This window comes from Rathayibacter sp. AY1C6 (assembly GCF_002931535.1).
Taxonomy (GTDB): Bacteria; Actinomycetota; Actinomycetes; order Actinomycetales; family Microbacteriaceae; genus Rathayibacter.
Window position 1 is genome coordinate 40527 of record NZ_PSWC01000005.1, and the last position, 23597, is coordinate 64123.

Below are 23597 nucleotides of genomic sequence, written 5' to 3' on the forward strand. Positions count from 1 at the left end.
GAAGACACCGGAGAACGGCGATCATGACGCGAAGGCGCGAAATGCACTGAGACGTGGCGCGCCACCGGCGGTCAGGAGCGGAAGACGGCCAGGTTCTCGTTCTCCACGATGGCGAGGGTGCGGACGAGGCGGGTGTAGCGCTCGACGAGCTCGCCCTCCCCCGCGCCCTGTCCCAGCAGGGCCGAGATGCTCTCGGCAGGGAAGAGGGAGACGATCTCCATCGCGACGGCCCGCGCGTGCTCGGAGGAGAGAGTGCGCGCGTACTCCAGAGCGCGGGTCAGCTGCGGCCTCTCCTCCCCCTCCGGACTCGCCGACGGCGCCGTCGTGGCGGCATGCCCGAGGACCGCCACGAAGACGCGAGCGATCTCGTCGACCCGGAGTGCGCGGACCAGGGTCAGCAGGCGCGAGGAGACGCGGGAGACGCCGCGCGCGAGGAGCTCTCCGCTGAGGGCGCGCACCTCGATCACGTCGCCGCCGCCGAACTCGCCGGAGACGCGCTTGATGCCCGAGGCGAACAGACTCGAGCCGGCTCCGATGCTCCGCTCGGCCTCGAGGTTGATCTCGACGCGGCCGCGGCCGGTGGCCACTCCGGAGATCCAGCGCTGCTCCACGGGCGGATGCGCGTGCACGGCGCGGACGAGGGTGCCCGGGCCCGGCCCTCCCAGGGCGCCCAGGATGACCTCGGGGGTGCGCGCCCCAGCGATCCTGGTCGAGACGCCGTTGTGCGCGGCGAGCTCGGCGGCCCGCAGCTTGGATCGGATGCCCCCTCGGCCGGTACCGCCCTTCTGCACGCCGATGCGGCGCAGCTCCGAGATGCCCAGCTCCTCGAGGTGCACCCCCTCGGCGATGCTGCCGGCGAAGACGCCGGGGACGTCGGTGAGCAGCAGCAGCAGGTCCGCGCCGAGGAGCATCGCCAATCCGCCGGCGACGCCGTCGTTGTCCGAGCCGGCGGAGTCGATCGTGTCGTTGCCGTTGACCACGGGCACGACTCCGGCGTCGAGGGCGTGGCGGATCGCCTCGGCGACGTGTGCCATCTGCCGGGGAGAGGCGAGGTCGGACTCGCCGATGAGGATCTGAGCGACCAGGGCGCCCGAGAGCTCGGCCACCGAGCGGTAGAAGCCCATCAGGACGGTCTGGCCCACCGCTGCCGCCAGGCGGGCGCTGATCGGCTCCTCCTGTGAGCGGGCGAAGAGCGCCCGGCCCGAGGAGACGGCGCCGGAGGAGACCAGCACGACGTCCCAGCCCAGCGCGCGGGCGGCGAAGGCGCTCTCGAGCGCGCTGGCCAGGAGAACGGGATCCGGACCCGACTGCTTGGTGACCGAGCTGGACCCCATCTTGACCACGAGGGTCCTTCTGCGCGGCGCGGCCGGGGCGGTGGCGTCGGAGTCGGCGGGGTCGAGCAGGGCGTCGGACATGGCTCCCATGGTAGAGGCGCGGCAGGAGGCCCTCCCTCGCCGAGACCCGGTGGAGAACGCCCCAGGACGGGGATGTCGGAGGCGAATGCGAGACTGCCCGGGACGCCTGGAACCTCCTCCTCAGTGCGCCTCGCCGGGCGGTCGCGGAAGGGTCCGAGCGGCTCGCCGGTGGATGTCGGTGGCGATTGACATACTCGAACACATGTTCGAACATGGGCAGATGAGCCCCCCTTCATCCCTCGTCTCCGCGGAGACGGCCGAGGCCGCAGAGCCCCTTCTGCGGCAGCTCGCGTCGGTGAAGGAGCTGCAGTCCCGAATCCGGGACATGCAGGCGACCACTCTCGAGACCAGGAGCCTCGCCACCCTGCCGGCCTTCTCCTCCGTGCTCCCGGGCGGCTCGCTCAAGCAGGGTGCCGCCTACTCGGTGGAGGGCTCGATGAGTCTGGCGATGGGGCTGCTCGCCGGCCCGTCCGCCGAGGGCTCGTGGTGCGGCGTGGTGGGCGTCCCGGAGTTCGGGGCCGAGGCCGCGGCCGGCATGGGGATCGACCTCGAGCGCCTGGTGCTCGTGCCCGCACCGGCCGAGCACTGGCTCACCGTCACCGCCGCTCTGGTCGATGTGCTGACCGTCGTGCTCACCCGTCCGCCCGCCTCCGTCTCCTCGGCCGACGTCTCGCGTCTGGGAGCACGACTGCGCCAGCGGGGTGCCGCGCTCGTGGTCCTCGGCGAGTGGCCCCAGGCCGAGGCGCGGCTCAGCATCCGCAGCAGCCGCTGGGAGGGGCTCGGCGACGGCCACGGCTACCTGCGCTCCCGGGAGGCGATGGTCGATGTGGTCGGCCGGGCCGGCACCCGGGTGCGCACGGTGCGGATGAGCATGCCCGGCGTCGAGAGCGCCTTCGGCTCCCGGGTCGAGCACGGCCGCCTGCACGAGCGGGCGGTCTGAGATGGCGAGCGCACCCGAGCTGCGGCGGACGATCCTCGTCTGGTGCCCCGACTGGCCCCTCCTCGCGGCCGCCGCCGACGCCGGCCTCGGCGACGAGCACCCCCTGGCCCTCACGGAGAAGAGCCTGGTCTTCGCCTCCTCCCCCGCTGCCCGGGCGGAGGGGGTCCGGCGGGGCATGCGCGTGCGCGAGGCGCAGTCCCGTTGCACGGGTCTCGCCGTCCTCCCGTACGACCCGGTGCTCGACCACCGGGCGTTCGAGCCGCTCATCCAGGCGCTCGAGGAGATCACCCCGGGCGTCCAGCTGATCCGGCCCGGTCTGTGCGCGATCCGTGCCCGCGGTCCGCGCCGCTACTACGGGAGCGAGCAGAGCGCGGCCGAGGCGATCCTGCAGCGGCTGGCCGAGCTGGGTCTTCCCGACGCCCGCATCGGGATCGCCGACGGGCTCTTCGCCTCCGAGCTCGCCGCGAAGCACTCCGGCCGCCCCGTCGCCGTCGTGCCCCCAGGAGCAGCGGCAGACTTCCTCGCCCCGCTCCCGCTCGACGCCCTCGAGACCGAGTCCGTCGCAGCCCCTGCCCGTGCTCCCCGCCGGGGGGACGACCTGGTGGCGCTCCTGCGCAGACTCGGCGTCCGCACCCTCGGCGCCTTCGCCGCCCTCCCTCGCGAGGACGTCGCCGCCCGGTTCGGACCGGAGGGCGCCCACGCGCACCTCCTCGCCGCCGGTGCGGAGTCGGAGACGGTGGTGCCCCGGCTCCCGCCGGAGCGCCTCGACCGGGCGATGGAGTTCGAGCCCCCTCTGGACCGCATCGACCAGGCCGCCTTCGCCTTCCGCGTCCCCGCGGAGGAGTTCGTCGCAGGGCTCACCCGCGCACAGCTGGTCGCGACCGCCATCCGCATCGAGGTCGTCAGCGAGCGCGGTGAGGTCTCCTCCCGGAGCTGGCTGCACCCGAGATGGTTCACCCCGGGCGACGTGCTCGACCGGGTCCGCTGGCAGCTGCAGGGCAGCGGGGAGATCGACACCGGTCTCGGAGCGCCGATCTCGCGGCTGTGCGTCGAGCCCGAGGCGGTCGACGCGATCGGCAACCACGAGCAGGGTCTCTGGGGCACCGCTCCGGAGGAGCGCGTCCACCACGGGCTGAGCCGCGTGCAGAGCATGCTCGGGCACGAGGCCGTGATGACCGCGTCGATCGGAGGGGGTCGATCCCTCCGCGACCGCCAGCACCTGATCCCCTGGGGCGACCGGGAGCCGGGCGACGCACGGCCGAGGACCCTGCCCTGGCCCGGCTCCCTGCCGCCGCCCCTCCCGCCGACGGTCTTCGCGGAGCCCGCGGCCGTGCTCGTCCGCGGACCGAGGGGCGAACCCGTCGCGGTCGACGAGCGCGGCGCCCTCAGCTCCGTGCCCGCCTACTTCACCCCCGGGACCTCTCAGGCACGCCTGGAGCCCCTCGCCGGATGGGCGGGTCCCTGGCCGATCGACGAGCGCTGGTGGGATCCGAGCACCGCCGTCCGCTACGACCGCTTCCAGGTGGTCGACGCCGCCGGTGTCGCCTGGCTGCTGCTCTGCCTCGACGGGGTCTGGGCAGCAGAGGCCCGCTACGACTGAACCGGAGCATCCCTCCACCACCGCGAACGAGCACCGAAGGAGCCCCGATGGGCTGGAACAACCCGCCGATCCCCTGGTCGGAGTTCGAGCGCCGCCTCTCCAGCGGCAAGCGCGCCGACGGCACGGTCGTCCGGGGCGACGGCGGCGACAGTCCGGCCTGGTCGCACAAGCGCCCCGCCTACGTGGCAGGGGACGACGTCCGGCCGCCGGCTCATCCGGTGCCCTACGCCGAGCTGCACGCCCACTCCCACTTCAGCTTCCTCGACGGGGCGAGCAAGCCGGAGCAGCTGGTCGAGGAGGCGGTCCGGCTCGGCATCGACACTCTCGCGCTCACCGACCACGACGGCCTCTACGGCATCGTGAGGATGGCCGAGGCCGCGCAGGGGCACGCCGTCCGCACGGCCTTCGGAGCCGAGCTCTCGATCGGGCTCACCTCGCCTCAGAACGGGGTCGCCGATCCGGAGGGGACCCACCTGCTCGTCCTCGCGCGCCGCGAGGAGGGCTACCACCGCCTCGCACGTGCGATCACCACCGCCCAGCTCGCCGGAGCCAAGAAGGGCAAGCCGAGCTACGACCTCGAGGAGCTCGCGCGCGCCGCCGACGGCCACTGGATCGTGCTGACGGGCTGCCGCAAGGGAGCGGTCCGTCAAGCGCTCGCCGCCGCAGGAGTGGCCGCGGCCGAGCAGGAGGTCCGCGAGCTCGTCCGGCTCTTCGGTCCCGCCAACGTCCTCGTGGAGCTGTACGACCACGGGGATCCCCTCGCCTCGCGCGCCAACGACCAGCTGGCGGCGATCGCCGAGAAGCTCCGGCTGCGGACGGTCGCCACCGGGAACGTGCACTACGCCCGGCCGGAGGAGCGCCCCCTCCAGACGGCCCTCGCCGCGGTCAGAGCACGCCGGAGCCTCGACGAGATGGACGGCTGGCTCCCCGCAGCGGGCGGCGCCCACCTGCGCTCCGGCGCCGAGATGGCCGAGCGCTTCGGCCGCTACCCCGGCTCCGTGGAGAACACGGTGCGCGTCGCCGACGAGATCGCCTTCGAGCTCGGCCGAGTCCGGCCCCGGCTGCCGCGCCAGGAGGTCCCCGAGGGGCACACCTCGATGAGTTGGCTGCGCGAGCTCGTGCGCGAGGCCGTGCCGGCCAAGTACCCCCGCGCCGACGCCGACGTCCTCGCGCGCCTCGAGAAGGAGCTCGCGGTGATCGAGCAGAAGGACTTCCCGGGCTACTTCCTGATCGTCCACGACATCGTCCACTACGCCAAGCGGAACGGCATCCTCTGCCAGGGACGCGGCTCGGCCGCCAACTCGGCGGTCTGCTACGTCCTGGGCATCACGGCGGTCGACTCGATCTTCTACGACCTGCCGTTCGAGCGGTTCCTCTCCAGCATCCGCGACGAGGAGCCCGACATCGACGTCGACTTCGACTCGGAGCGGCGCGAGGAGGTGATCCAGTACGTCTACCGGAAGTACGGACGTCTGAACGCGGCCCAGGTCGCCAACGTCATCACCTACCGGCCCAAGTTCGCCGTGCGCGACATGGCCAAGGCCCTCGGATACAGCGCCGGGCAGCAGGACGGCTGGTCGAAGCAGGTCGAGCGGTGGGGGTCCGTCACCGAGAGCACCGACCACGACATCCCCGAGGACGTGGTCGCCCTGACCACCCGGGTGCTGGGCACGCCCCGGCACCTGGGCATCCACTCCGGCGGCATGGTGCTGACCGACCGGCCCGTGGGCGAGGTCTGCCCGATCGAGCCCGCCCGGATGGAGGACCGCACCGTCCTGCAGTGGGACAAGGACGACTGCGCCTGGATGGGCCTGGTCAAGTTCGACCTCCTCGGGCTCGGGATGCTCGCCGCCCTGCAGTACACGTTCGACCTCGTCGCCGAGCACGTCGGCGAGAAGTGGGACCTCTCCACCCTCCCCCGGGAGGAGAAGGGCGTCTACGACCAGCTCTGCCGCGCCGATTCGATCGGGGTGTTCCAGGTCGAGAGCCGGGCGCAGATGGGCACCCTCCCCCGGCTGCAGCCGCGCCGCTTCTACGATCTGGTGATCGAGGTCGCGCTCATCCGCCCCGGCCCCATCCAGGGCGGTGCGGTCCACCCCTACATCCGCCGCAAGCTCGGCGAGGAGCCGGTGACGTACCAGCACCCCCTCCTCGTGACGCCGCTCAAGCGCACCCTCGGCGTGCCGCTCTTCCAGGAGCAGCTCATGCAGGTGGCCGTGGCCGTCGGCGACTGCAACGCGGAGGACGCCGACCTGCTGCGCCGGGCGATGGGGTCCAAGCGCGGGACCGAGAAGATCGAGACCCTCCGCGAGCGGCTCTACCAGGGGATGGCCCGCAACGGCATCACGGGCGAGGTCGCGGACGACATCTACCTCCGGATCCAGGCCTTCGCGAACTTCGGCTTCGCCGAGAGCCATGCGATCAGCTTCGCCCTGCTGGTCTACGCGAGCGCCTGGCTCCGCCTGCACTACCCCGCCGCGTTCACCGCCGCGCTGCTGAGGGCGCAGCCCATGGGCTTTTACGCCCCGCACACCCTGGTCGCCGATGCCCGGCGTCACGGAGTGGAGGTCGTCTCGCCCGACGTCAACCGCTCCCTGGCGCCTCCCGGGCTCGAGGCGAAGGAGGACGCCCCCGCACGCCGGAGGGGCGGCGCCGCCTACGGGAGCGACGACTGCCTCCGCGCCGATCAGCCGCCCACGGGACTGTTCGACCGCACCGAGCACTTCCACACGGACGACCACAGGCGCGACAGCGGCTTCGTGATCCGGCTCGGGCTGGCAGGTGTGAAGGGCATCGGCACCGCGCTCGCCGAGCACATCGTCGCCGAGCGCGAACGCGGCGGACCCTACGCGAGCATGGCCGACCTCTCGCGTCGGGTCGGCACGACCGCGGCTCAGCTGGAGGCCCTCGGCGCCGCGGGCGCCTTCGACTCGCTCGGTCTGCAGCGTCGGCAGGCGCTCTGGGAGGCCGGCACCGCCGCAGGCGACCGCGAGGAGTTCCTCGCCGGCTCCACGGTCGTCGTGCAGCCCCCGCTCCTGCCGATGCTCTCCCCTCAGGAGCGCGTGGTCTTCGACTTCTGGGCCACCGGCATCTCGCCCGACGACCATCCGCTGCGCCACCTCCGCGAGGGGCTAGCTCGCCGCGGCGCCCGCTCCTCGGCCGATCTCCCCGGCATCCCCTCGGGGACCCGGATGGAGGTCGGTGGGGTCGTGATCCACCGCCAACGTCCCTCCACAGCCGGTGGAGTGACCTTCCTCAACCTCGAGGACGAGCACGGGATCCTCAACGTGATCTGCTCCGTCGGAGTATGGAACCGCTACCGCCGCGTGGCCCGCGAGGCACCCGCCCTGCTGGTCAGGGGGATCCTCGAGCGCTCCGACGAGGGGGTGACGAACCTCCTCGCCGACAGGTTCGAGACCCTCACGGTCGGCGCTCGCACCACCTCCCGCAACTTCCGATGACCCCTCAGCGGCACCGCCCGCTCGCCCCACGAGAAAGCGACACCATGACCACTCTCGACCACGCCGCTCCCGCTCCGCACCTCGATGCGCCGCTCCTGAACGACCGCGAGCTGCGCGAGCGCGTCTCCTCGCTGATCGGACCGGCCTACCGCCGGGCCCTGTGGCCGATCTTCCTCGACCGCGACGGCGTGCAGCTGCCGATCCTCTACCCGGTGGACGGACTCCCCGTGCACCCCGACGAGGAGAAGACCGAGCGGATCGTCGCCACCCTCGCCAAGGCCGTGGCGCACCAGGACGTGGGCTCTCTCGCCTTCGCCCTGGAACGTCCCGGGCGCGCCTTCCTCGGCGAGACCGACCGGGTCCTCGCCCGTCACCTGGCGGCAGCGTGCCACAAGCGGGCCATCCCCCTCCGCGCGCTCCTGCTCGTCCACGACGAGGGAGTGCGGGTCGTGACCGCGACGGAGTACGCCGCGGTCACGCTCTGAGCGCTCGGGCCCGAGGCGGCCGTTCAGGACAGCGGCGGCCGGCCACCTGAACAGCCGGCCGCCACGGAGCTCAGGCGCTCAGCGTCACCAGCAGTGAGGAACCGCCGAGATCCACCTCGGTGTCCCCGGGCTGCACCGCGTACTCCCCGACGCCGAGCAGCGTCTCCGCCACCTCCGGCAGGGCGATGCGGGCGGCGGACTCGCCGACGTTGATCGCCACGGTCACCCGACCGCGGCCGAGAGTCAGCCAGCGGGCATCCTCGTCGAAATCCACGCGGAGCGACCCGAAGCGCGGGTCCGTCAGCTCGGGGTAGCGGCGGCGGATCGCCGCCAGCTCGCGGTACACCTCGAGGGTGCGGTCGTGACGCCCCTCCCCGACCTCGGACCAGTCGAGCCGCGAGCGCAGGAACGTCTCCGGGTCCTGCGGGTCGGGCACGACCTCCGGGTCCCAGCCCATCTTCGCGAACTCCTCGATGCGGCCCTTCGCCGTCGCCTCGCCCAGATCCTTCTCCGGGTGCGAGGTGAAGAACTGCCACGGGGTCGACGCCGCCCACTCCTCCCCCATGAACAGCATGGGAGTGAAAGGGCCCAGCAGCGTCAGAGCCGCGGCGATCGCGAGGCGCCCCTCGTCGAGGGTCGCCGTCAGACGGTCGCCGACCGCCCGGTTGCCGATCTGGTCGTGGTTCTGGCTGCAGACCACCAGGCGCCAGGTCGGCATGTGCTCGGTGTCCACCGGACGGCCGTGGTGACGGCCGCGGAACGTCGAGAGGGTGCCGTCGTGGAAGAAGCCCCGGGTCAGCACCTTCGCGAGGGCGCCGAGCGGCGCGAAGTCCTCGTAGTAGCCCGTGGTCTCCCCGGTCAGCGCGACGTGGACCGCGTGGTGGAAGTCGTCGCTCCACTGCGCGTCGAGCCCGTAGCCGTGCGCCTCCCGCGGAGTGATCAGCGTCGGGTCGTTGAGGTCGGACTCGGCGATCAGCGTCAGAGGGCGCCCGACGTGGGCCGACAGCACGGCCACCTCGCTCGCCATCTCCTCGAGCACGTGCACGGCCCGCTCGTCCGAGAGGGCGTGCACCGCGTCCAGGCGCAGGGCGTCGACGTGGTAGTCGCGCAGCCACATCAGAGCGTTGTCGATGATGTACCCGCGGACGGTGTCCGAACCCTCGCCGTCCAGGTTGATCGAGCTGCCCCAGGTGTTGGCCTTCTCGTTCTTGAGGTAGGGGCCGAACTCCGGCAGGTAGTTGCCGCTCGGGCCGAGGTGGTTGTAGACGACGTCCTGGACCACGCCGAGGCCGGCGCGGTGGGCGGCGTCCACGAAGCGCTGGTACGCCTCGGGTCCGCCGTACGGCTCGTGCACGGCGTACCAGAGGACGCCGTCGTAGCCCCAGTTGTGCGTTCCGTTCACCGCGTTGACCGGCAGCAGCTCGATGAAGTCCACGCCGATAGAGCGCAGGTGCTCGAAGCGCTCCGCCGCCGCGTCCAGGGTGCCCTCGGGTGTGAACGTGCCGAGGTGCAGCTCGTAGATGACGGCGCCGGCGAGCTCGCGCCCGGTCCAGGCGGAGTCGCCCCACTCGTGCGCCGAGGGGTCGAACGTGCGCGAGAGCTCGTGCACGCCCTTCGGCTGGCGACGCGAGCGGGGGTCCGGCAGCGGACCGCTGCCGTCCACCCGGTACCCGTAGTCGACCTCGCTGGTGGCCGGGGCCGACGCGGGCGCCCGCCACCATCCGTCGTCTCCGTGGCGGGTCATCGTCAGCGACGAGTCGTCACCGAGAAGGAGCTCGACCGTCGAGGCCTCGGGGGCCCAGACGTCGAACCGCTCGGGCCCGGTCGTCGGGAGTGCGTAGCGGTAGGGAGTCGTGCTGATCACTGCTGTCTCCAGGAGGGGTCGTATCGGTCTGCGGTGCGGTGGCGGAACCGGTCAGGAGACCGGGGCGAGCAGCGCCACGGGGTAGTCGGCGAGGATCTCGGCGACCGGAGTCACTCCTCCCGCGAAGGTGCGGCCGGTGAGGACGTCCTCCATCGGGTGCCCGGGCAGGACCACGACCGTGCCGTTCCACCCGCCCGAAGCGGCGAGGCCCTCGGGGAGCCGGGTCGCGACGGTCAGCGCGCCGCCGCGGTCGAAGGCGATCGCGTGCTCGGCGGCGGGCCCGATCGCAGGGACGGCGGCGTAGCGGGTGAACAGCTCGGGGCGGTCGCGGCGGAGCCGGAGGGCGCGCGAGGTGACGAGGAGCTTCGCGGCTCCCTCGGCGTCGATCGCGGGCTTCCAGCCGCCGTCGATCCGCTCCAGCAGCGCTCGACGCTGCCCGAAGTCGACCTCGCGGCGGTTGTCCGGGTCGACGAGGGAGGTCTCCCAGAGCTCGCTGCCCTGGTAGACGTCCGGGATGCCCGGGGCGGTGATCTGCACGAGCTTCGCGGCGAGGCCGTTCGACCAGCCGGCGGCCGACACCCGCTCGACGGTCTGCTCGACCAGCCGGCGGACGGCGGGCTCGTCGAACGCCGCGTCGATCGCCGCGTGCATCCGCTTCTCGAACTGCTCGTCAGGAGCGGTCCAGTGCGTCGAATCGTCGGCCTCGCGCGACGCCTTCTCGGCGTAGGCGTGCAGGCGCTCGCGGCTCGCGGGCCAGGTCCCCACGACGGCCTCCCAGAGCAGGTGCTCGATCGGGCCGTCGCCGAAGCCGACGAGGGCGTGGAGCTCGCGGAGCGTCGCCGCCCACGCCTCCGGGTCCTCGGCCAGTGCGGTGATGCGGGCACGGGTGTCCTCGCCGCGCTTCGTGTCGTGGGTCGAGAGCGTGGTGAGCGAGGCGGGGAACGAGGCCTGGCGCACGGCCTGGCGGCGGTGGAACTCGACCAGGTCGATCGCGAACTCGTCCGGGTCCGCTCCGACCTCGTTCAGCGAGGTGAGGCGGCTGAAGCGGTAGAACGCCGTGTCCTCGACGCCCTTCGCCATCACCATGCCGGAGGTCTGCTGGAAGCGCACGGACACCGGCGTGCCGGTCTCGCCGAGCGCCGCGGCGACCTCGTCGATGGTCGCGCGGATCTCGGGACGGCGGCGCACGGCATCGACGCGGGCGTGCTCGAGGTGCTCCGCTCCGTAGGGGAGGTAGCTGCGGTAGACCGGGTAGGTCGCCAGGAGCTCCGCCAGCGCGTCGTCCGCTCCCTCGATGCCGGGGATCAGGCGGGCCAGCCGCAGGACCTCGGAGCGGAGGATGCCGTCGGCGATGCCGCGCTTGGTGTCGTGGATGAGGTCGGCCCACTGCAGCGGGGCGCCCTTTCCCGTGAGCTCGGCGTCGAGGCCCTCCAGCACGGGGCGGGCGTCGGGGTCGACCAGGATGCGGTCGACGTCGGCCAGGGCGTCGTAGCCCGTGGTGCCGACGGTCGCCCAGTGCGGCGGGAGCTCCTCGTCGCCCTCGAGGATCTTCTCGACCCAGACCGGGGCGCCGCCGATCGCGCGGGCCAGGTCGTCGAGGTATCCGCCCGGGTCGGCCAGTCCGTCCGGGTGGTCGACGCGCAGGCCGTCAGCGAGCCCCTCGGTGAACCAGCGGACGATCTCGGCGTGCGAGGCGTCGAACACCTCGGGCCGCTCGACCGTGATGGCGGCGAGGGTGTTCACCGCGAAGAAGCGGCGGTAGTTCAGCTCGGCGTCGGCGCGGCGCCAGTTCACGAGCTCGTAGCTCTGGCGCTCGTGCACCGTGCGGCCGGAGTCGCCGGGCTCGGCGGTGCCGGGCGCGATCGGCAGGCGGTTCTCGTAGTAGTGCAGCTCGTCGCCGACGACCTCGAGCGCGTCGAGCTCGCTGTCGCTGTCTCCCTCGCTCGCACCGTCGCCGAGGATCGGCACGCGCAGCTTCCCGCCCCCCGCCTCCCAGTCGATGTCGAAGGCGGTGGCGTAGCGGGAGGACTTCCCGTTCCTCAGCAGGTCCCACCACCACGAGTTCTCGCTCGGGGTCGCGACGCCCATGTGGTTGGGGACGATGTCGATGAGGACGCCGAGGCCCTCCGCCCGCGCCGCGGCCGAGGCGTTCGCCAGGCCGGCCGCGCCACCGCGGTCGGGATCGACCTCGGTGTGGTCCACCACGTCGTAGCCGTGGTCCGAGCCGGGCTCGGCCTTCAGCAGCGGCGAGAAGTACAGCCAGTCCGCTCCGAGCGCGCGCACGTAGTCGGCGACGCGGGCGGCGTCGTCGAGGTCGAACGCCGACCGGATCTGGAGGCGGTAGGTGGAGGCGGGCAGACGCACGTCAGGCTCCTGTCGAGGGTGCGGTCGCGGAGTCGGTCGACTCGGCGTGGGGGCTGGTGGGTCCGGTCGAGGAGACGATCGGGATGGCCGAGGTGGCGGCCAGGGACGCGAGCGAGGCGGCGACCGAGTGGTCGACCTCGGGCTCGGGGGTGCTGTGCTCCTGGAGGATGACGAGCGACTTCGCCTGGACGGTGAGCATCGCCCCCGCCGGACGCGGGATCGAGTCCGCCTCGGCGCCGGCGGTGTCGACGAGGACGCTCCACTCGAGCGCGTACTCGTCGCTCGGGATCGCGAACTCGACGTCGACGTCGTCGGCGTTGAAGTACAGGAGGAAGCTGTCGTCGGTGACGGGGCGCCCGCGCTGGTCGCGCTCGCGGATCCCGTTGCCGTTGAGGTAGATGCCCACCGATCGGCCGAGACCGGAGTCCCAGTCGGACGGGGACATCTCGGTGCCGGCGGCGGTGAACCAGACGATGTCGGGCAGGGGCTCGCCGTCGCCGCGCAGGACGGGGCGGCCGTCGAAGAAGCGCATGCGGCGGAAGGTCGGGTGCTCGGCGCGCAGGCGGATGAGCGCCGCGGTGAACTCGAGCAGCGGCCGGTCGGCGTGCGCCCAGTCGATCCAGGTCAGCTCGCTGTCCTGGGCGTAGGTGTTGTTGTTGCCGTTCTGGGTCCGGCCCAGCTCGTCGCCGTGGAGGATCATCGGGACGCCCTGGGAGATCAGCATCGTCGCGAGGAAGTTCCGCTGCTGGCGCGCCCGGAGCGCGAGCACCCGCGGGTCGTCCGTGGGCCCCTCCACGCCGTGGTTCCAGGAGCGGTTGTGCGACTCGCCGTCGTTGCCGTCCTCGCCGTTGGCGTCGTTGTGCTTCTCGTTGTACGAGACCAGGTCCCGGAGGGTGAAGCCGTCGTGCGCCGTGACGAAGTTGATCGAGGCGACCGGGTAGCGGCCCGAGTGCGCGTAGAGGTCGGCCGAGCCGGTGAGGCGCGAGGCGAACTCCCCCAGCGTCGACGGCTCGCCGCGCCAGAAGTCGCGGACCGTGTCGCGGTACTTGCCGTTCCACTCCGTCCACTGGGGCGGGAAGTTGCCCACCTGGTAGCCGCCGGGCCCGACGTCCCACGGCTCGGCGATCAGCTTCACCTGCGAGACCACCGGGTCCTGCTGGACGAGCTCGAAGAAGGTGGAGAGCCGGTCGACGTCGTAGAACTCGCGTGCCAGCGCCGAGGCGAGATCGAAGCGGAAGCCGTCGACGCGCATCTCCGTCACCCAGTAGCGCAGCGAGTCCATGATCAGCTGGAGCGAGTGCGGGTGGCGCACGTTCAGGGTGTTCCCGGTGCCGGTGTAGTCCATGTAGTAGCGCTTGTCGTCGTCGACGAGGCGGTAGTAGGCCTCGTTGTCGATGCCGCGGAACGACAGGGTGGGGCCGAGGTGGTTGCCCTCCGCCGTGTGGTTGTAGACCACGTCGAGGATGACCTCGATGCCGGCCGCGTGGAGCGCCTTCACCATGCTCTTGAACTCCTGGACCTGCTGGCCCTGGTCGCCCGTGGAGGAGTAGGTGTTCTGCGGTGCGAAGAAGCCGATCGTGTTGTAGCCCCAGTAGTTCGAGAGGCCCTTGTCCATCAGCGTGGAGTCGTTCACGAACTGGTGCACGGGCATGAGCTCGATCGCCGAGACGCCCAGGTGCTTGAGGTGGTCGATCACCGCGGGGTGGGCGACTCCGGCGTAGGTGCCGCGGAGCTCCTCCGGCACGTCGGGGTGCGTCTTGGTGAGCCCCTTCACGTGCGCCTCGTAGATCACGGTGCTGTCGTAGGAGGTGCGCGGGCGGCGGTCACCGGCCCAGTCGAAGAAGGGGTTGATGACGACGCCCATCATCATGTGCGGCGCCGAGTCCTCGTCGTTCGTCGAGTCCGGGTCGCCGAAGGTGTACGAGAAGAGGGACTGGTCCCAGTCGATCTCCCCCGAGATCGCCTTCGCGTAGGGGTCCAGCAGCAGCTTGTTCGGGTTGCAGCGGTGGCCGGCATCGGGGTCGTACGGTCCGTGGATGCGGAAGCCGTAGCGCTGGCCCGGCTGGACCTGCGGGAGGTAGCAGTGCCAGACGTAGGCGTCCGACTCCTGGATCTCGACGCGCGTCTCGGTGCCGTCCTCCTCGAAGAGGCACAGCTCGACGCGCTCGGCGATCTCGCTGAACAGGGCGAAGTTCGTGCCGCTTCCGTCGAACGTCGCGCCCAACGGGTAGGCGGTTCCGGGCCAGGTCTCCACGAGACTCCTCAGGGGATTGTTCTCGGGCAGTCCGGGAGACGCCGATGTGCGGTCTGCGGATGCCCGACGTCGGGGGTGATGGTCCGTCACTTCCGCGACGGACCGACTGCTCAGCTTAGCGAGCGTGTCTCGAGCATTCCCCTGACGGTCAGCGCTCATCGCGCGGTCCTCCTCCGGTGGTCACGACCGGCGGCCGGAACCGCCGTCCGGTTCGTCCTGCGGGCGCGTGAGCGGGCAGGTCGTTCCGGTGGGTCACGCTCGAACAGTACGGTCGCGCCCGGTCCGCCGGGGAGGGCTGGCGCCGCGCCGGGTGCATCGGCTAGAACGCGCCGGAGGGACTGTCCGGCGCACGCGGAGGGGCCGGCCGGGCTGGGCAGGAGCAGCGATCGGCTCCGTCGTCGAGAGCGCGGCGCCACGTACCGGGGCGCCTCACCGCGATCAGTGCGAGCCGAGCCTTCGCCGCAGGAGATCGATCCGCGCCTGCAGCTGGGTCACGCTCGCCTGCGCCACCGCGGGTCCGCCGCAGAGCCGGCGCAGCTCGGTGTGCACCTGGCCGTGCGACTCGCCCGTCCCCCGTGCCCACAGGCCGACCAGGGAGTTGAGCAGGCTGCGCTGCTCCTTGAGCGTGCGGTAGAGCGGTGCCGGGATCTCGCTCACCGGCTCGGCCGGGGCCGCCGCCCCCGCGCGGCTGCCGGCGCGCTTGGCCTGCCGCTGCTGCCGGTGCTGGAGGAGCTCCCGCACCTGGTCGGGCTCGAGGAGCCCTGGCAGGCCGATGAAGTCGAGCTCCTCCTCGCTCTCGACCTCGACCTCCATCCCGAACTCGGCGCCCTCGTAGACGACGCGGTCGAAGGTGGCGGCCGAGCCGATCGACTCGAAGCGGCCCTCCTCCAGGAGATCCGAGGACGCCTTCTCGCTGCGCTCGGCGTCGGCCATCAGATCGGCCTCGGGGTACTCCTCGTCGTCGGACGTCCTGCGGTCGAGGGCGTGATCGCGCTGCAGCTCCATCGAGCCCGCCAGCGCGAGCAGGCCGGGCACGTTCGGAAGGAACACCGAGGCGGTCTCGCCGCGGCGCCGCGCGCGCACGAAGCGGCCGATCGCCTGGGCGAAGAACAGCGGAGTCGACGCCGATGTCGCGTAGACGCCGACGGCGAGCCTCGGCACGTCGACGCCCTCGGAGACCATGCGGACCGCGACCATCCAGCGACTGGTGTCCTTCGCGAACTCCTCGATCCGGTCGCTCGCCTCCTTCTCGTCGGAGAGCACGACGGTGACGGTCTCGCCGCTGATCTCGCGGAGCATCGCGGCGTAGGCGCGCGCGGTGTAGTGGTCGGTCGCGATGACCAGGCCGCCGGCGTCGGGCACGGCGCGCCGCACCTCGGTGAGGCGGGTGTTCGCGGCGCGGAGGACAGAGGGGATCCAGTCGCCCTTCGGGTCCAGCGCGGTCCGCCAGGCCTGCGAGGTGATGTCCTTGGTGTTGCCCTCGCCGAGCCGCGCCTCCATCTCGTCGCCGGCCTTCGACTTCCAGCGCATCTGCCCGGCGTAGACCATGAACAGCACCGGCCGGACGACGCCGTCCGCGAGCGCGCGGCCGTAACCGTAGGCGTAGTCGGTGAGCGAGGTGCGGATGCCCTCCTCGTCCGGCAGGTAGCTGACGAACGGGATCGCTGCCGTGTCCGAGCGGAACGGCGTCCCGGTCAGCGAGAGCCGGCGGACGGCGGGCTCGAAGGCCTCGCGCACCGCGTCGCCCCAGCTGAGCGCGTCGCCGGCGTGGTGCACCTCGTCGAGGATGACGAGGGTGCGCCCGGACAGGGTGAGCTCGCGGTGGAGCTCGGCGCGGACGGCGACCTGCGCGTAGGTGACGGCGACGCCGTGGTAGTGGCGGGCGTGGCGGCCCATGCGGTTGGTGAAGGTCGGGTCCAGGCGGATGCCGACGCGGTGCGCGGCCTCGGCCCACTGGCGCTTGAGGTGCTCCGTCGGCGCGACCACGGTGATCCGGTCGACCGTGCGGTTGTGCAGCAGCTCGGCGGCCAGCCGCAGCGCGAAGGTGGTCTTGCCCGCGCCCGGGGTCGCGGCGGCCAGGAAGTCCCGCGGCTCGTGCTGGAAGTAGGCCTCGAGCGCCTCCGCCTGCCAGGCGCGGAGCTTGTTCGCGGTACCCCACGGCGCCCTGCCCGGGAACGACGGGGACAGGTGCTCAGCGGCGGAGGTGCCGACCTGATGACCGAAGCTCGAGGGACTGTTCACGTGGACCGAATCTAGCCGACGCCTCCGACAGCGGCTCGGTCTCCGCGGCCCGCCGGGAGGCGCACGGCGTGTCGCGCCGTGCCACCGGCGGCCGGGTGCGGAGCATGATGGAGGGATGGTCGAGCAGCGTCATCCGTGGTCCCGCTACGTCGCCCTGGGCGACTCCTTCACCGAGGGGATCGGCGATCCCGAGCCCGGCAGCCCCGGCGGGCACCGCGGTTGGGCGGACCGCGTGGCGGAGGTCCTGGGCAGCCAGAACGAGGACTTCGCCTACGCCAACCTGGCGGTCCGCGGCCGCCTCCTGCAGCAGATCGTCGACGAGCAGGTCGAGCCCGCCCTGGAGCTGCGCCCCGACCTCATCACCATCTCCGCGGGCGGGAACGACGTCATCCGCCCGGGGACCGACCCCGACGACATCGCGTCCCGCTTCGAGTCGGGCCTCGCCCGGCTCCGCTCCGACGGGGCGACCGTCGTCCTCTTCACCGGAGTGGACGTGGGCTTCTCCCCCGTGTTCGGGCGGATCCGCGGGAAGGTCGCGATCTACAACGAGAACCTGCGGGCGCTGGCCAAGCGGTACGACTGCATCGTCGCCGACCAGTGGTCCCTCCAGGAGATCCAGGACGTGCGGATGTGGGCGCCGGACCGCCTGCACCTCAACCCGCACGGCCACCACGAGGTCGCGCGCATGGTTCTCGAGTCGCTGAACGTCGAGAACGACCTGCGCCCCCTCGCCCCGGAGCCGCTGCACGCCCGCACGTGGCGTGCCGCCCGCACGGAGGACATCCAGTGGGCGCGGGAGTACCTCGTGCCGTGGGTGCTGCGCCGCGTCCGCCACCAGTCCTCCGGCGACTTCATCACCGCCAAGCGGCCCTCCGCCGAGCGCTGGAGCATCGATCCCGCGGCCTCGGAGCCGGGCTCGGTCGTGCCGGGCAACGCGACGCCGGAGGAGGTCGCCGAGGACATCGCGACCGCGGGCGTGCGGATCGTCGGCGACCGGGCCGCGGATCCCCTGGCCTGATCCGCTCCCGGGAGGCGGCGGCTCGCCCCGCACTCAGCCGAACAGCTCGGCCGGGTGGCCGAGGCGCCAGGCGAAGCCCGGGTCCTCTATCGATCCGTCGGCGACGAGGGGAAGCTCGTACGGGGTGCCGTTGACGTCGACGGTCGCGGTCCCCACGCGCTCGCCGTCGGCGACGGTCTCGAGCGGATCGAGGGCGACCGTGGTCGACGTCGAGACCGCGCCCCAGACGAGCACGGACCGCGCCTCCACGGTCTCGGCCGTCGCCGTCTCCCCCCACGCGCTCGTGAGAGTGCCGTAGTCCTGCCCCTCGACGGTCAGCGGGACGGTCCGGAAGCCCGCCTCGACGGTCGGGACGAGGGTCAGCACGTCCGCGGCGAGCTGCGGGTGCGTGCGCGCGCCCACCACCACGCCGACCAGGGTGATCGGCCGGCCCTCGACGGTCGCGTCGAGCGAGAACAGCAGGCACGAGCCCGCCTCGTCGGTCGTCCCCGTCTTGATCCCGTCGACTCCCGCGCGGCCGAGGAGCGAGTTGGTGTTGTCGACCTCGCCGACCCCCGGGATGACCGCGGTCGGCATCGCGACGATCGGAGCGAGCACCGGGTCCGCGATCAGCAGCTCGCCCAGGCGCACCATCTCGGCCGTCGTGCTGACGGTCGCCGGCGAGAGCCCGCTGGTGTCGGCGAGGGAGGTCCGCTCGAGCCCCTGCCCGTCGAGCCAGCCGCGCGCCGCGGCGAGGAAGGCGTCCTCCGAGCCGTACGCCCAGATCGCGAGGGACTTCGCGTAGTTGTTCGCGGACGGGAGCATCATGGCGGTCAGCGCCTCCCGCTCGGTCAGCTCCAGACCCGCGGTGACCGGAGCGTTCGAGCCGTTCTCGGCCAGGGTGTCGTTGTAGTACTGCACGTCCGCGCTCGTGAAGGTGATGGTCTCCCCGTCCGTCCCCTCTGCGATCGGCTTCGCCGCGAGGACGACGAGAGCGGTGACGACCTTGGCGATGCTCCCCGTCGGCACGGTTCCGGTGGAGCCGTAGCGGGCGAGCAGCCCGTCCTCCTCCGTCCCGTCGACGCCCACGGCCGCCACGGCGCCGGAGCCGTAGGCCGGCCAGGCCAGAGCGGGCGGGTCGACGGTGCTCGAGACGGGGTCCACCGCGACGGCGCTCGCCGTCGGCAGCTCCGCGGTCGCCGCGTTGGTGGCGTAGGCACCGCCTCCGCCGACCAGCACGGTCGCGGCGACGAGACCGGCGACGACCGCCCCGCGCCGTCGACGCGGTCGCGGCTCCGGCGCGGCGGGCTCCCCGAACAGGTCGAGGGCGTCGTCGGATCGGGTCGGGGAGGTCACCCCGTCATCGTACGGGCGGGCCTCTCACCCGTCCCGGACGCCGCCCCGTCGTCGGACGCGGCGGGTGACGCGCGGCACCGACCCCGATCCCGCGTCGCGAGCGTCAGCGGCGGGTCACCGCCGGGCCGCCGAGCGCCGGAGCCCGGCGGTCAGCGCCCGCGGGTCAGCGCCCACAGTGCGACGGCGCTCGCCGAGGCCACGTTGAGCGAGTCGACGCCGTGCAGCATCGGGATGGTGACGACGGTGTCCGAGGCGTCCAGCGCCGCGCGACTCAGCCCGTCCCCCTCGGCGCCCAGGATGATCGCGACGCGCTCGGGGCGAGCCGCCGCGTACTCGTCGAGCGGCACCGCGTCCGGAGCGAGCGCCAGCGCGGCGACCGAGAACCCGGCCTCCTCCAGAGCGCGGCGAGCCGGTGCCCACTCGGGGGTGCGCGTCCACGGCACCTGCAGGACCGTGCCCATGCTCACCCGGACGCTGCGCCGGTACAGGGGGTCCGCGCACCGTGGCGTCACGAGCACCGCGTCCGCGCCCATGCCGGCCGCGGCGCGGAAGACGGCGCCGACGTTGGTGTGGTCGACCAGGTCCTCCAGGATCACGACGAGGCGCGCGCCCTCCAGCAGCTCGGCCATCGGCCGCAGCGGCGGACGGTGCATCGAGGCGAGCGCTCCGCGGTGGAGGTGGAACCCGGTCAGCTCCTCGATCAGCGGATCCGGCGCCACGAAGACCGGCACCTCGGGATGACGCTCGAGCACCCCGGCCGCGTCCGGCAGCCGCTTCTCCTGCACCAGGACCGAGCGGGGACGGTGCCCGGCGTCGAGCGCCCGCTCGATCACCTTGGCGGACTCGGCGATGTACAGACCGCCCTCCGGCTCCAGCACCCGCCGCAGCGCCACGTCGGTGAGGCGGTGGTAGTCGGCGAGGAGCGGGTGGTCGAGGTCGGTGATGTGCACGATCGGCATCCCGGCAATCTAGGGCACGGCGCGGACTAAACTCGTCCGGGGGCCGCTCGAACGGCCCTCGAAGGAGGCGCGGATGGAGTCGAGTCCGACACCGGTCGCCGAGGGCCCCGAGGCGCTCGCGGTCGCGCAGGCCGTCGAACTCCTCAGCGGGCGCCGCATCGCCGCCGTCACCGGCGCGGGCATGAGCACCGACTCGGGCATCCCCGACTACCGCGGAGCCGGGGCACCGGTGCGCAGCCCGATGACCTACTCCCAGTTCGTCGCCGATCCCGACTACCGCCGCCGGTACTGGGCCGGCAGCCAGCTCGGCTGGCGCCGCTTCACCAGCACGCTCCCCAACGACGGCCACCGGGCCCTGGCCCGGCTCGAGGAGCGCGGCCTGCTCACGGGCGTCGTCACGCAGAACGTCGACGGCCTGCACGTCCGAGCCGGCTCGCGCCGCGTGGTGGATCTGCACGGCTCGGCGGACCGTGTGCGCTGCATGACCTGCGGCCAGTACTTCGCCCGCGACGCGGTGGCCGAGCGGATCGAGGCGCTCAACCCCTGGCTCGACGACCCCGACGTCTCCTCCCTCAACCCCGACGGCGACGCCGAGGTCCACGACGTCTCGGCGATGACCGTCCCCGAGTGCACGGTCTGCGGCGGGATCCTGAAGCCGGACATCGTCTTCTTCGGCGAGTTCATCCCGACCGAGCGGTTCGAGGAGGCGCGCGCCATCGTCGCGGGCGCCGACGCGCTGCTCGTGGCCGGCTCGTCGCTCGTGGTCAACTCCGGCATCCGCTTCCTCGAGATCGCCCGTCGCGCCCGGATGCCGATCGTGATCGTCAACCGCGGCACCACCAAGGGCGACTCGCGCGCGAGCATCAAGATCGACGGCGGCACCAGCGAGGTGCTCCGCGAGCTCGCCGAGCGCCTGCCCGCGCGCCGCACCGCCGCCCTCTGAGCTCCCGCCCGCTCCGCACCCGACCTCCCGAGAGGCCCTTGTGACCCAGCTCACCCTCGTCCGCCACGGCCAGACCGACTGGAACGCCGCCCGGCGCATCCAGGGCAGAAGCGACATCCCGCTCAATGCGACCGGGCGCGCCCAGGCGCGGGCGGCGGCGCGGCTGCTCGCCGACCGGCGCTTCGACGCGGTGGTCGCCAGTCCGCTGCAGCGCGCCTTCGACACCGGAGCGATCATCGCGCGCGGTCTCGGACTCGACGAGCCGCTGGCGGTGCCGGGCCTGGCCGAGCGCGCCTACGGCGAGGCGGAGGGGATGACCGGTCCCGAGCTCGCCGAGCGCTTCCCCGGAGGCATCGAGCGCGCGCCGATCCCCGGCTGCGAGACCCGCGCCGAGGTCGTCGAGCGGGCGACCGCCGCGCTGCTCGAAGTGGCCGAGCGCTTCCCCGACGCGTCCGTCGTCGTCGCCACGCACGGTGCGGTCATCGGCAGCCTGATCCGCGCGCTCAGCAGCGAGGACCTCCCCGTGCACGGCGTCTCGGTCGGCAACGGCTCCCGGCACGACTTCGCGATCGTCGACGGGGCACTGCGCATCGTCGGCGTCGACGACTCCGGCGACGTGGTCGTGGCGGACGTCGACCTCGACGACGTGCTCAACCCGGCCCCGGGAGCCTGACGGCCCGCCTCCCGGAGGCGGTCCGATCGCCGGACCGCGTCAGCGCCGACCGAGGTTCTTCAGAAGCCCGAAGAGCACCCGGGCGGAGTCGCGCCAGGAGAAGGCCGCGGCCCGCTCCCTCGCCCGGGCCGAGTGCGTCCGCCACACGGCGCCGTCCTCGAGCGACCGCACACCGTCCGCGATGCCCTTCGCGCTCGACGGGTCGACGTACACGGCGGCGTCCTGGGCGATCTCGCGGAAGATCGGGATGTCGCTCACCACGACCGGCGTCCCGAGCGCCATCGCCTCGACCAGCGGGATCCCGAAGCCCTCGTCCCTGCTCGCCGTCACGAGAGCGGTCGCCCGCGCGAGCACCGCACGGTACTCCGCGTCCGGCGCCCCCTGGTGGAACACCAGCTTCGCGGTCGGCGCCAGGGCCCGGAGCGTCTCGACGGTCTCGTCGCTCGCCCGGCTCATCAGGTGCAGCTCGTAGTCGGGCAGCAGCCGCATCGCGCGAGCGAGCGTCTCGACGTTCTTGTAGGGCATGAACGAGCCCATGTAGACGAGCGAGCGCGCGGCCGACCGGTCGGGCAGCGATCCCGCCAGAGCGGCGCTCGCCTCGTCGGGCTCGGTCGCCGCGTTCGGGACGACGACCACCGGCCGGGTGGTGAGGCGGTGGGAGCGGATCAGGTCGCGGGTCGTCTCCGAGACGGTGACCACCGCGTCGGCGCGCTGGAGGAGCCTCCGCTGCGGCCACCAGGCGAGGTGGTAGAGCCACCAGAGCGCGCGCACGGGAGCGGCCAGGTCGCGCGGCGGGGTGCGGTGGCGGTAGTAGATGAGGTCGTGCACGGTCAGGACGAGCCGGTAGCGGCGGCCGAGCGAGCCCATGGTCTGCATCGGCGAGAAGACCACGTCGGGCCGCAGCCGGTTCACCAGCAGCGCGACGAACGGCTCGAACGGGCTGGTCGGCCCGGTCACGCGCTCCCACGGGAGCGACGGGAGCATCGCGAGCTGGCGGCGGTCGCTGATCAGCATGGTCACGTCGTGCAGCTTCGCGAGCTCGCGGACGAGCTCCGCGGTGTAGCGGCTGATCCCGTCGTGCCGCTCGAGCCGGGTGTACCGGCAGTCGACGACGATCCTCATCGGTCGATCCCCTCCTCGAGGGCCGTCCGCAGCACGGCGGCGGCCTCGTCCGGCGTCTCGTAGTGGATCAGGTGGCCGACTCCGTCGATGACGTGCAGGCGGGCGTGCGGCAGCCTCTCGAGCAGGCGGTACTGCGCCGGGAGCGGAGTGATGTCGTCCTGCGCCGCGGCGATCAGCTGCGTCGGCACGGCGATCCGGGAGGCGTACTCGCCGACGTCGTGCGAGACGGAGGCGCGGAACGCCTCGAGGACCGTGTCGCGGGAGGAGAAGGCGCTGAAGTACCGGTCGTGCTGGTCGTGCACGAAGCGTCGCAGCGCAGGCTCCTTCGTCTTCACCATCGCCAGGCTCATCACCCGCACGATCAGCGGGTCGCTGAGCAGGCGGCGTCCGAGGGGCTTCGGCAGGAGCGCGCCGAGCCGGTAGTAGAGGACGGCGAGCCTGGTCAGGACTCCGCGGGGACCCTGCAGGGCGGGCGCGCCGATCGGGTTGACCAGCACCAGGAGCGGAGCGGGCAACCCGTCGGCGACGGCCGCGGCCGCGACGATCGAGCCGAAGGAGTGGCCGAGGACGGCCGCCTCGCCGCGGAGCCCCAGCGCGTCGAGGAAGGAGCCGAGCCAGGCGGCGTAGCCGTCCACGTCGTGCGGCAGGCGCGTCATCGGGGTCGAGGCGCCGAAGCCGGGCAGGTCGGGAGCGACGACCCGCACGTCCGCTCCCCCGGCGAGCAGACGGGCGACGACGGGCTCGAGGCCGTGGTGCTCGCCGCGGAACCCGTGCACCAGCACGAGGACGGTCGAGGCGTCCGGAGCGCCGTAGGTCCAGTAGGCGGTGCGGGATCCGGCGACGTCCACCGCGGCCTCGCGGACGGGGACACGGCCGAGATCGGAGGCGTAGGGGGAGGGAGTGGTCATCGCGTTCCTTATCGT

General features: G+C 72.7%; 16 protein-coding genes. 7 read left to right on the forward strand and 9 right to left on the reverse strand.

Annotated elements, in window-relative coordinates; all coding sequences use genetic code 11:
* Positions 1–71: 71 nt before the first annotated feature.
* On the reverse strand, positions 72–1415 hold the full coding sequence (gene proB / locus C5D36_RS04845) for a glutamate 5-kinase (protein WP_181065651.1): 1344 nt from the start codon (positions 1413–1415) through the stop codon (positions 72–74).
* A gap of 220 nt (positions 1416–1635) precedes the next feature.
* Between proB and C5D36_RS04850 the strand changes: the two genes are divergently transcribed.
* From C5D36_RS04850 to C5D36_RS04865, 4 genes are read left to right on the forward strand one after another with little or no spacing between them, the layout of a single operon-like run.
* Positions 1636–2355 (forward strand): hypothetical protein, encoded by a 720-nt coding sequence (locus C5D36_RS04850; protein ID WP_104292098.1) that lies wholly within the window; start codon positions 1636–1638, stop codon positions 2353–2355.
* Position 2356: 1 nt separating this feature from the next.
* On the forward strand, positions 2357–3955 hold the full coding sequence (locus tag C5D36_RS04855) for a DNA polymerase Y family protein (protein ID WP_104262932.1): 1599 nt from the start codon (positions 2357–2359) through the stop codon (positions 3953–3955).
* 47 nt (positions 3956–4002) lie between these two features.
* Positions 4003–7416, forward strand: coding sequence for an error-prone DNA polymerase (locus tag C5D36_RS04860; RefSeq protein WP_104295320.1), 3414 nt, complete (start codon positions 4003–4005; stop codon positions 7414–7416).
* Positions 7417–7460: 44 nt separating this feature from the next.
* The gene (locus C5D36_RS04865; RefSeq protein ID WP_104221992.1) at positions 7461–7901 is read left to right on the forward strand and encodes a hypothetical protein; all 441 of its coding nucleotides are present in this window, start codon (positions 7461–7463) and stop codon (positions 7899–7901) included.
* A 70-nt stretch (positions 7902–7971) separates the two neighbouring features.
* Here C5D36_RS04865 and treZ read toward each other — a convergent pair whose 3' ends face one another.
* From treZ to C5D36_RS04885, 4 genes are all read right to left on the reverse strand, one after another.
* Positions 7972–9765 (reverse strand): malto-oligosyltrehalose trehalohydrolase, encoded by a 1794-nt coding sequence (gene treZ / locus C5D36_RS04870; RefSeq protein WP_258062868.1) that lies wholly within the window; start codon positions 9763–9765, stop codon positions 7972–7974.
* A 51-nt stretch (positions 9766–9816) separates the two neighbouring features.
* Positions 9817–12129: a malto-oligosyltrehalose synthase gene (treY, locus tag C5D36_RS04875; protein ID WP_104237464.1), complete on the reverse strand. Its 2313-nt coding sequence runs from the start codon at positions 12127–12129 to the stop codon at positions 9817–9819.
* Between the two features lies 1 nt (position 12130).
* On the reverse strand, positions 12131–14383 hold the full coding sequence (gene glgX / locus C5D36_RS04880) for a glycogen debranching protein GlgX (protein WP_104237465.1): 2253 nt from the start codon (positions 14381–14383) through the stop codon (positions 12131–12133).
* 438 nt (positions 14384–14821) lie between these two features.
* Entirely contained in the window at positions 14822–16624 is a 1803-nt protein-coding gene (locus tag C5D36_RS04885) for a DEAD/DEAH box helicase (protein ID WP_104292102.1), read from the reverse strand.
* 115 nt (positions 16625–16739) lie between these two features.
* Between C5D36_RS04885 and C5D36_RS04890 the strand changes: the two genes are divergently transcribed.
* A complete protein-coding gene (locus C5D36_RS04890; RefSeq protein WP_104287900.1) occupies positions 16740–17642 on the forward strand; it encodes an SGNH/GDSL hydrolase family protein in 903 nt (300 codons plus the stop codon).
* A 33-nt stretch (positions 17643–17675) separates the two neighbouring features.
* On the opposite strand, the gene C5D36_RS04895 is transcribed toward C5D36_RS04890, so the two are convergent.
* Together C5D36_RS04895 and C5D36_RS04900 are read right to left on the reverse strand one after the other, a co-directional pair.
* Positions 17676–18977: a D-alanyl-D-alanine carboxypeptidase family protein gene (locus tag C5D36_RS04895; protein WP_104295321.1), complete on the reverse strand. Its 1302-nt coding sequence runs from the start codon at positions 18975–18977 to the stop codon at positions 17676–17678.
* Positions 18978–19126: 149 nt separating this feature from the next.
* Complete coding sequence (locus C5D36_RS04900) at positions 19127–19936, reverse strand: RNA methyltransferase (RefSeq protein WP_104295322.1); 810 nt, start codon at positions 19934–19936, stop codon at positions 19127–19129.
* A gap of 73 nt (positions 19937–20009) precedes the next feature.
* On the opposite strand from C5D36_RS04900, the gene C5D36_RS04905 reads away from it, so the two are divergent.
* Positions 20010–20879, forward strand: coding sequence for a Sir2 family NAD-dependent protein deacetylase (locus C5D36_RS04905; RefSeq protein WP_104295323.1), 870 nt, complete (start codon positions 20010–20012; stop codon positions 20877–20879).
* 40 nt (positions 20880–20919) lie between these two features.
* Entirely contained in the window at positions 20920–21552 is a 633-nt protein-coding gene (locus C5D36_RS04910) for a histidine phosphatase family protein (protein WP_104295324.1), read from the forward strand.
* Positions 21553–21591: 39 nt separating this feature from the next.
* Here C5D36_RS04910 and C5D36_RS04915 read toward each other — a convergent pair whose 3' ends face one another.
* Positions 21592–22674 (reverse strand): glycosyltransferase family 1 protein, encoded by a 1083-nt coding sequence (locus tag C5D36_RS04915; protein ID WP_104295325.1) that lies wholly within the window; start codon positions 22672–22674, stop codon positions 21592–21594.
* Entirely contained in the window at positions 22671–23582 is a 912-nt protein-coding gene (locus C5D36_RS04920; RefSeq protein ID WP_104295326.1) for an alpha/beta fold hydrolase, read from the reverse strand. Before C5D36_RS04920 ends, C5D36_RS04915 begins: the two co-directional genes overlap by 4 nt.
* Positions 23583–23597 lie beyond the last annotated feature (15 nt).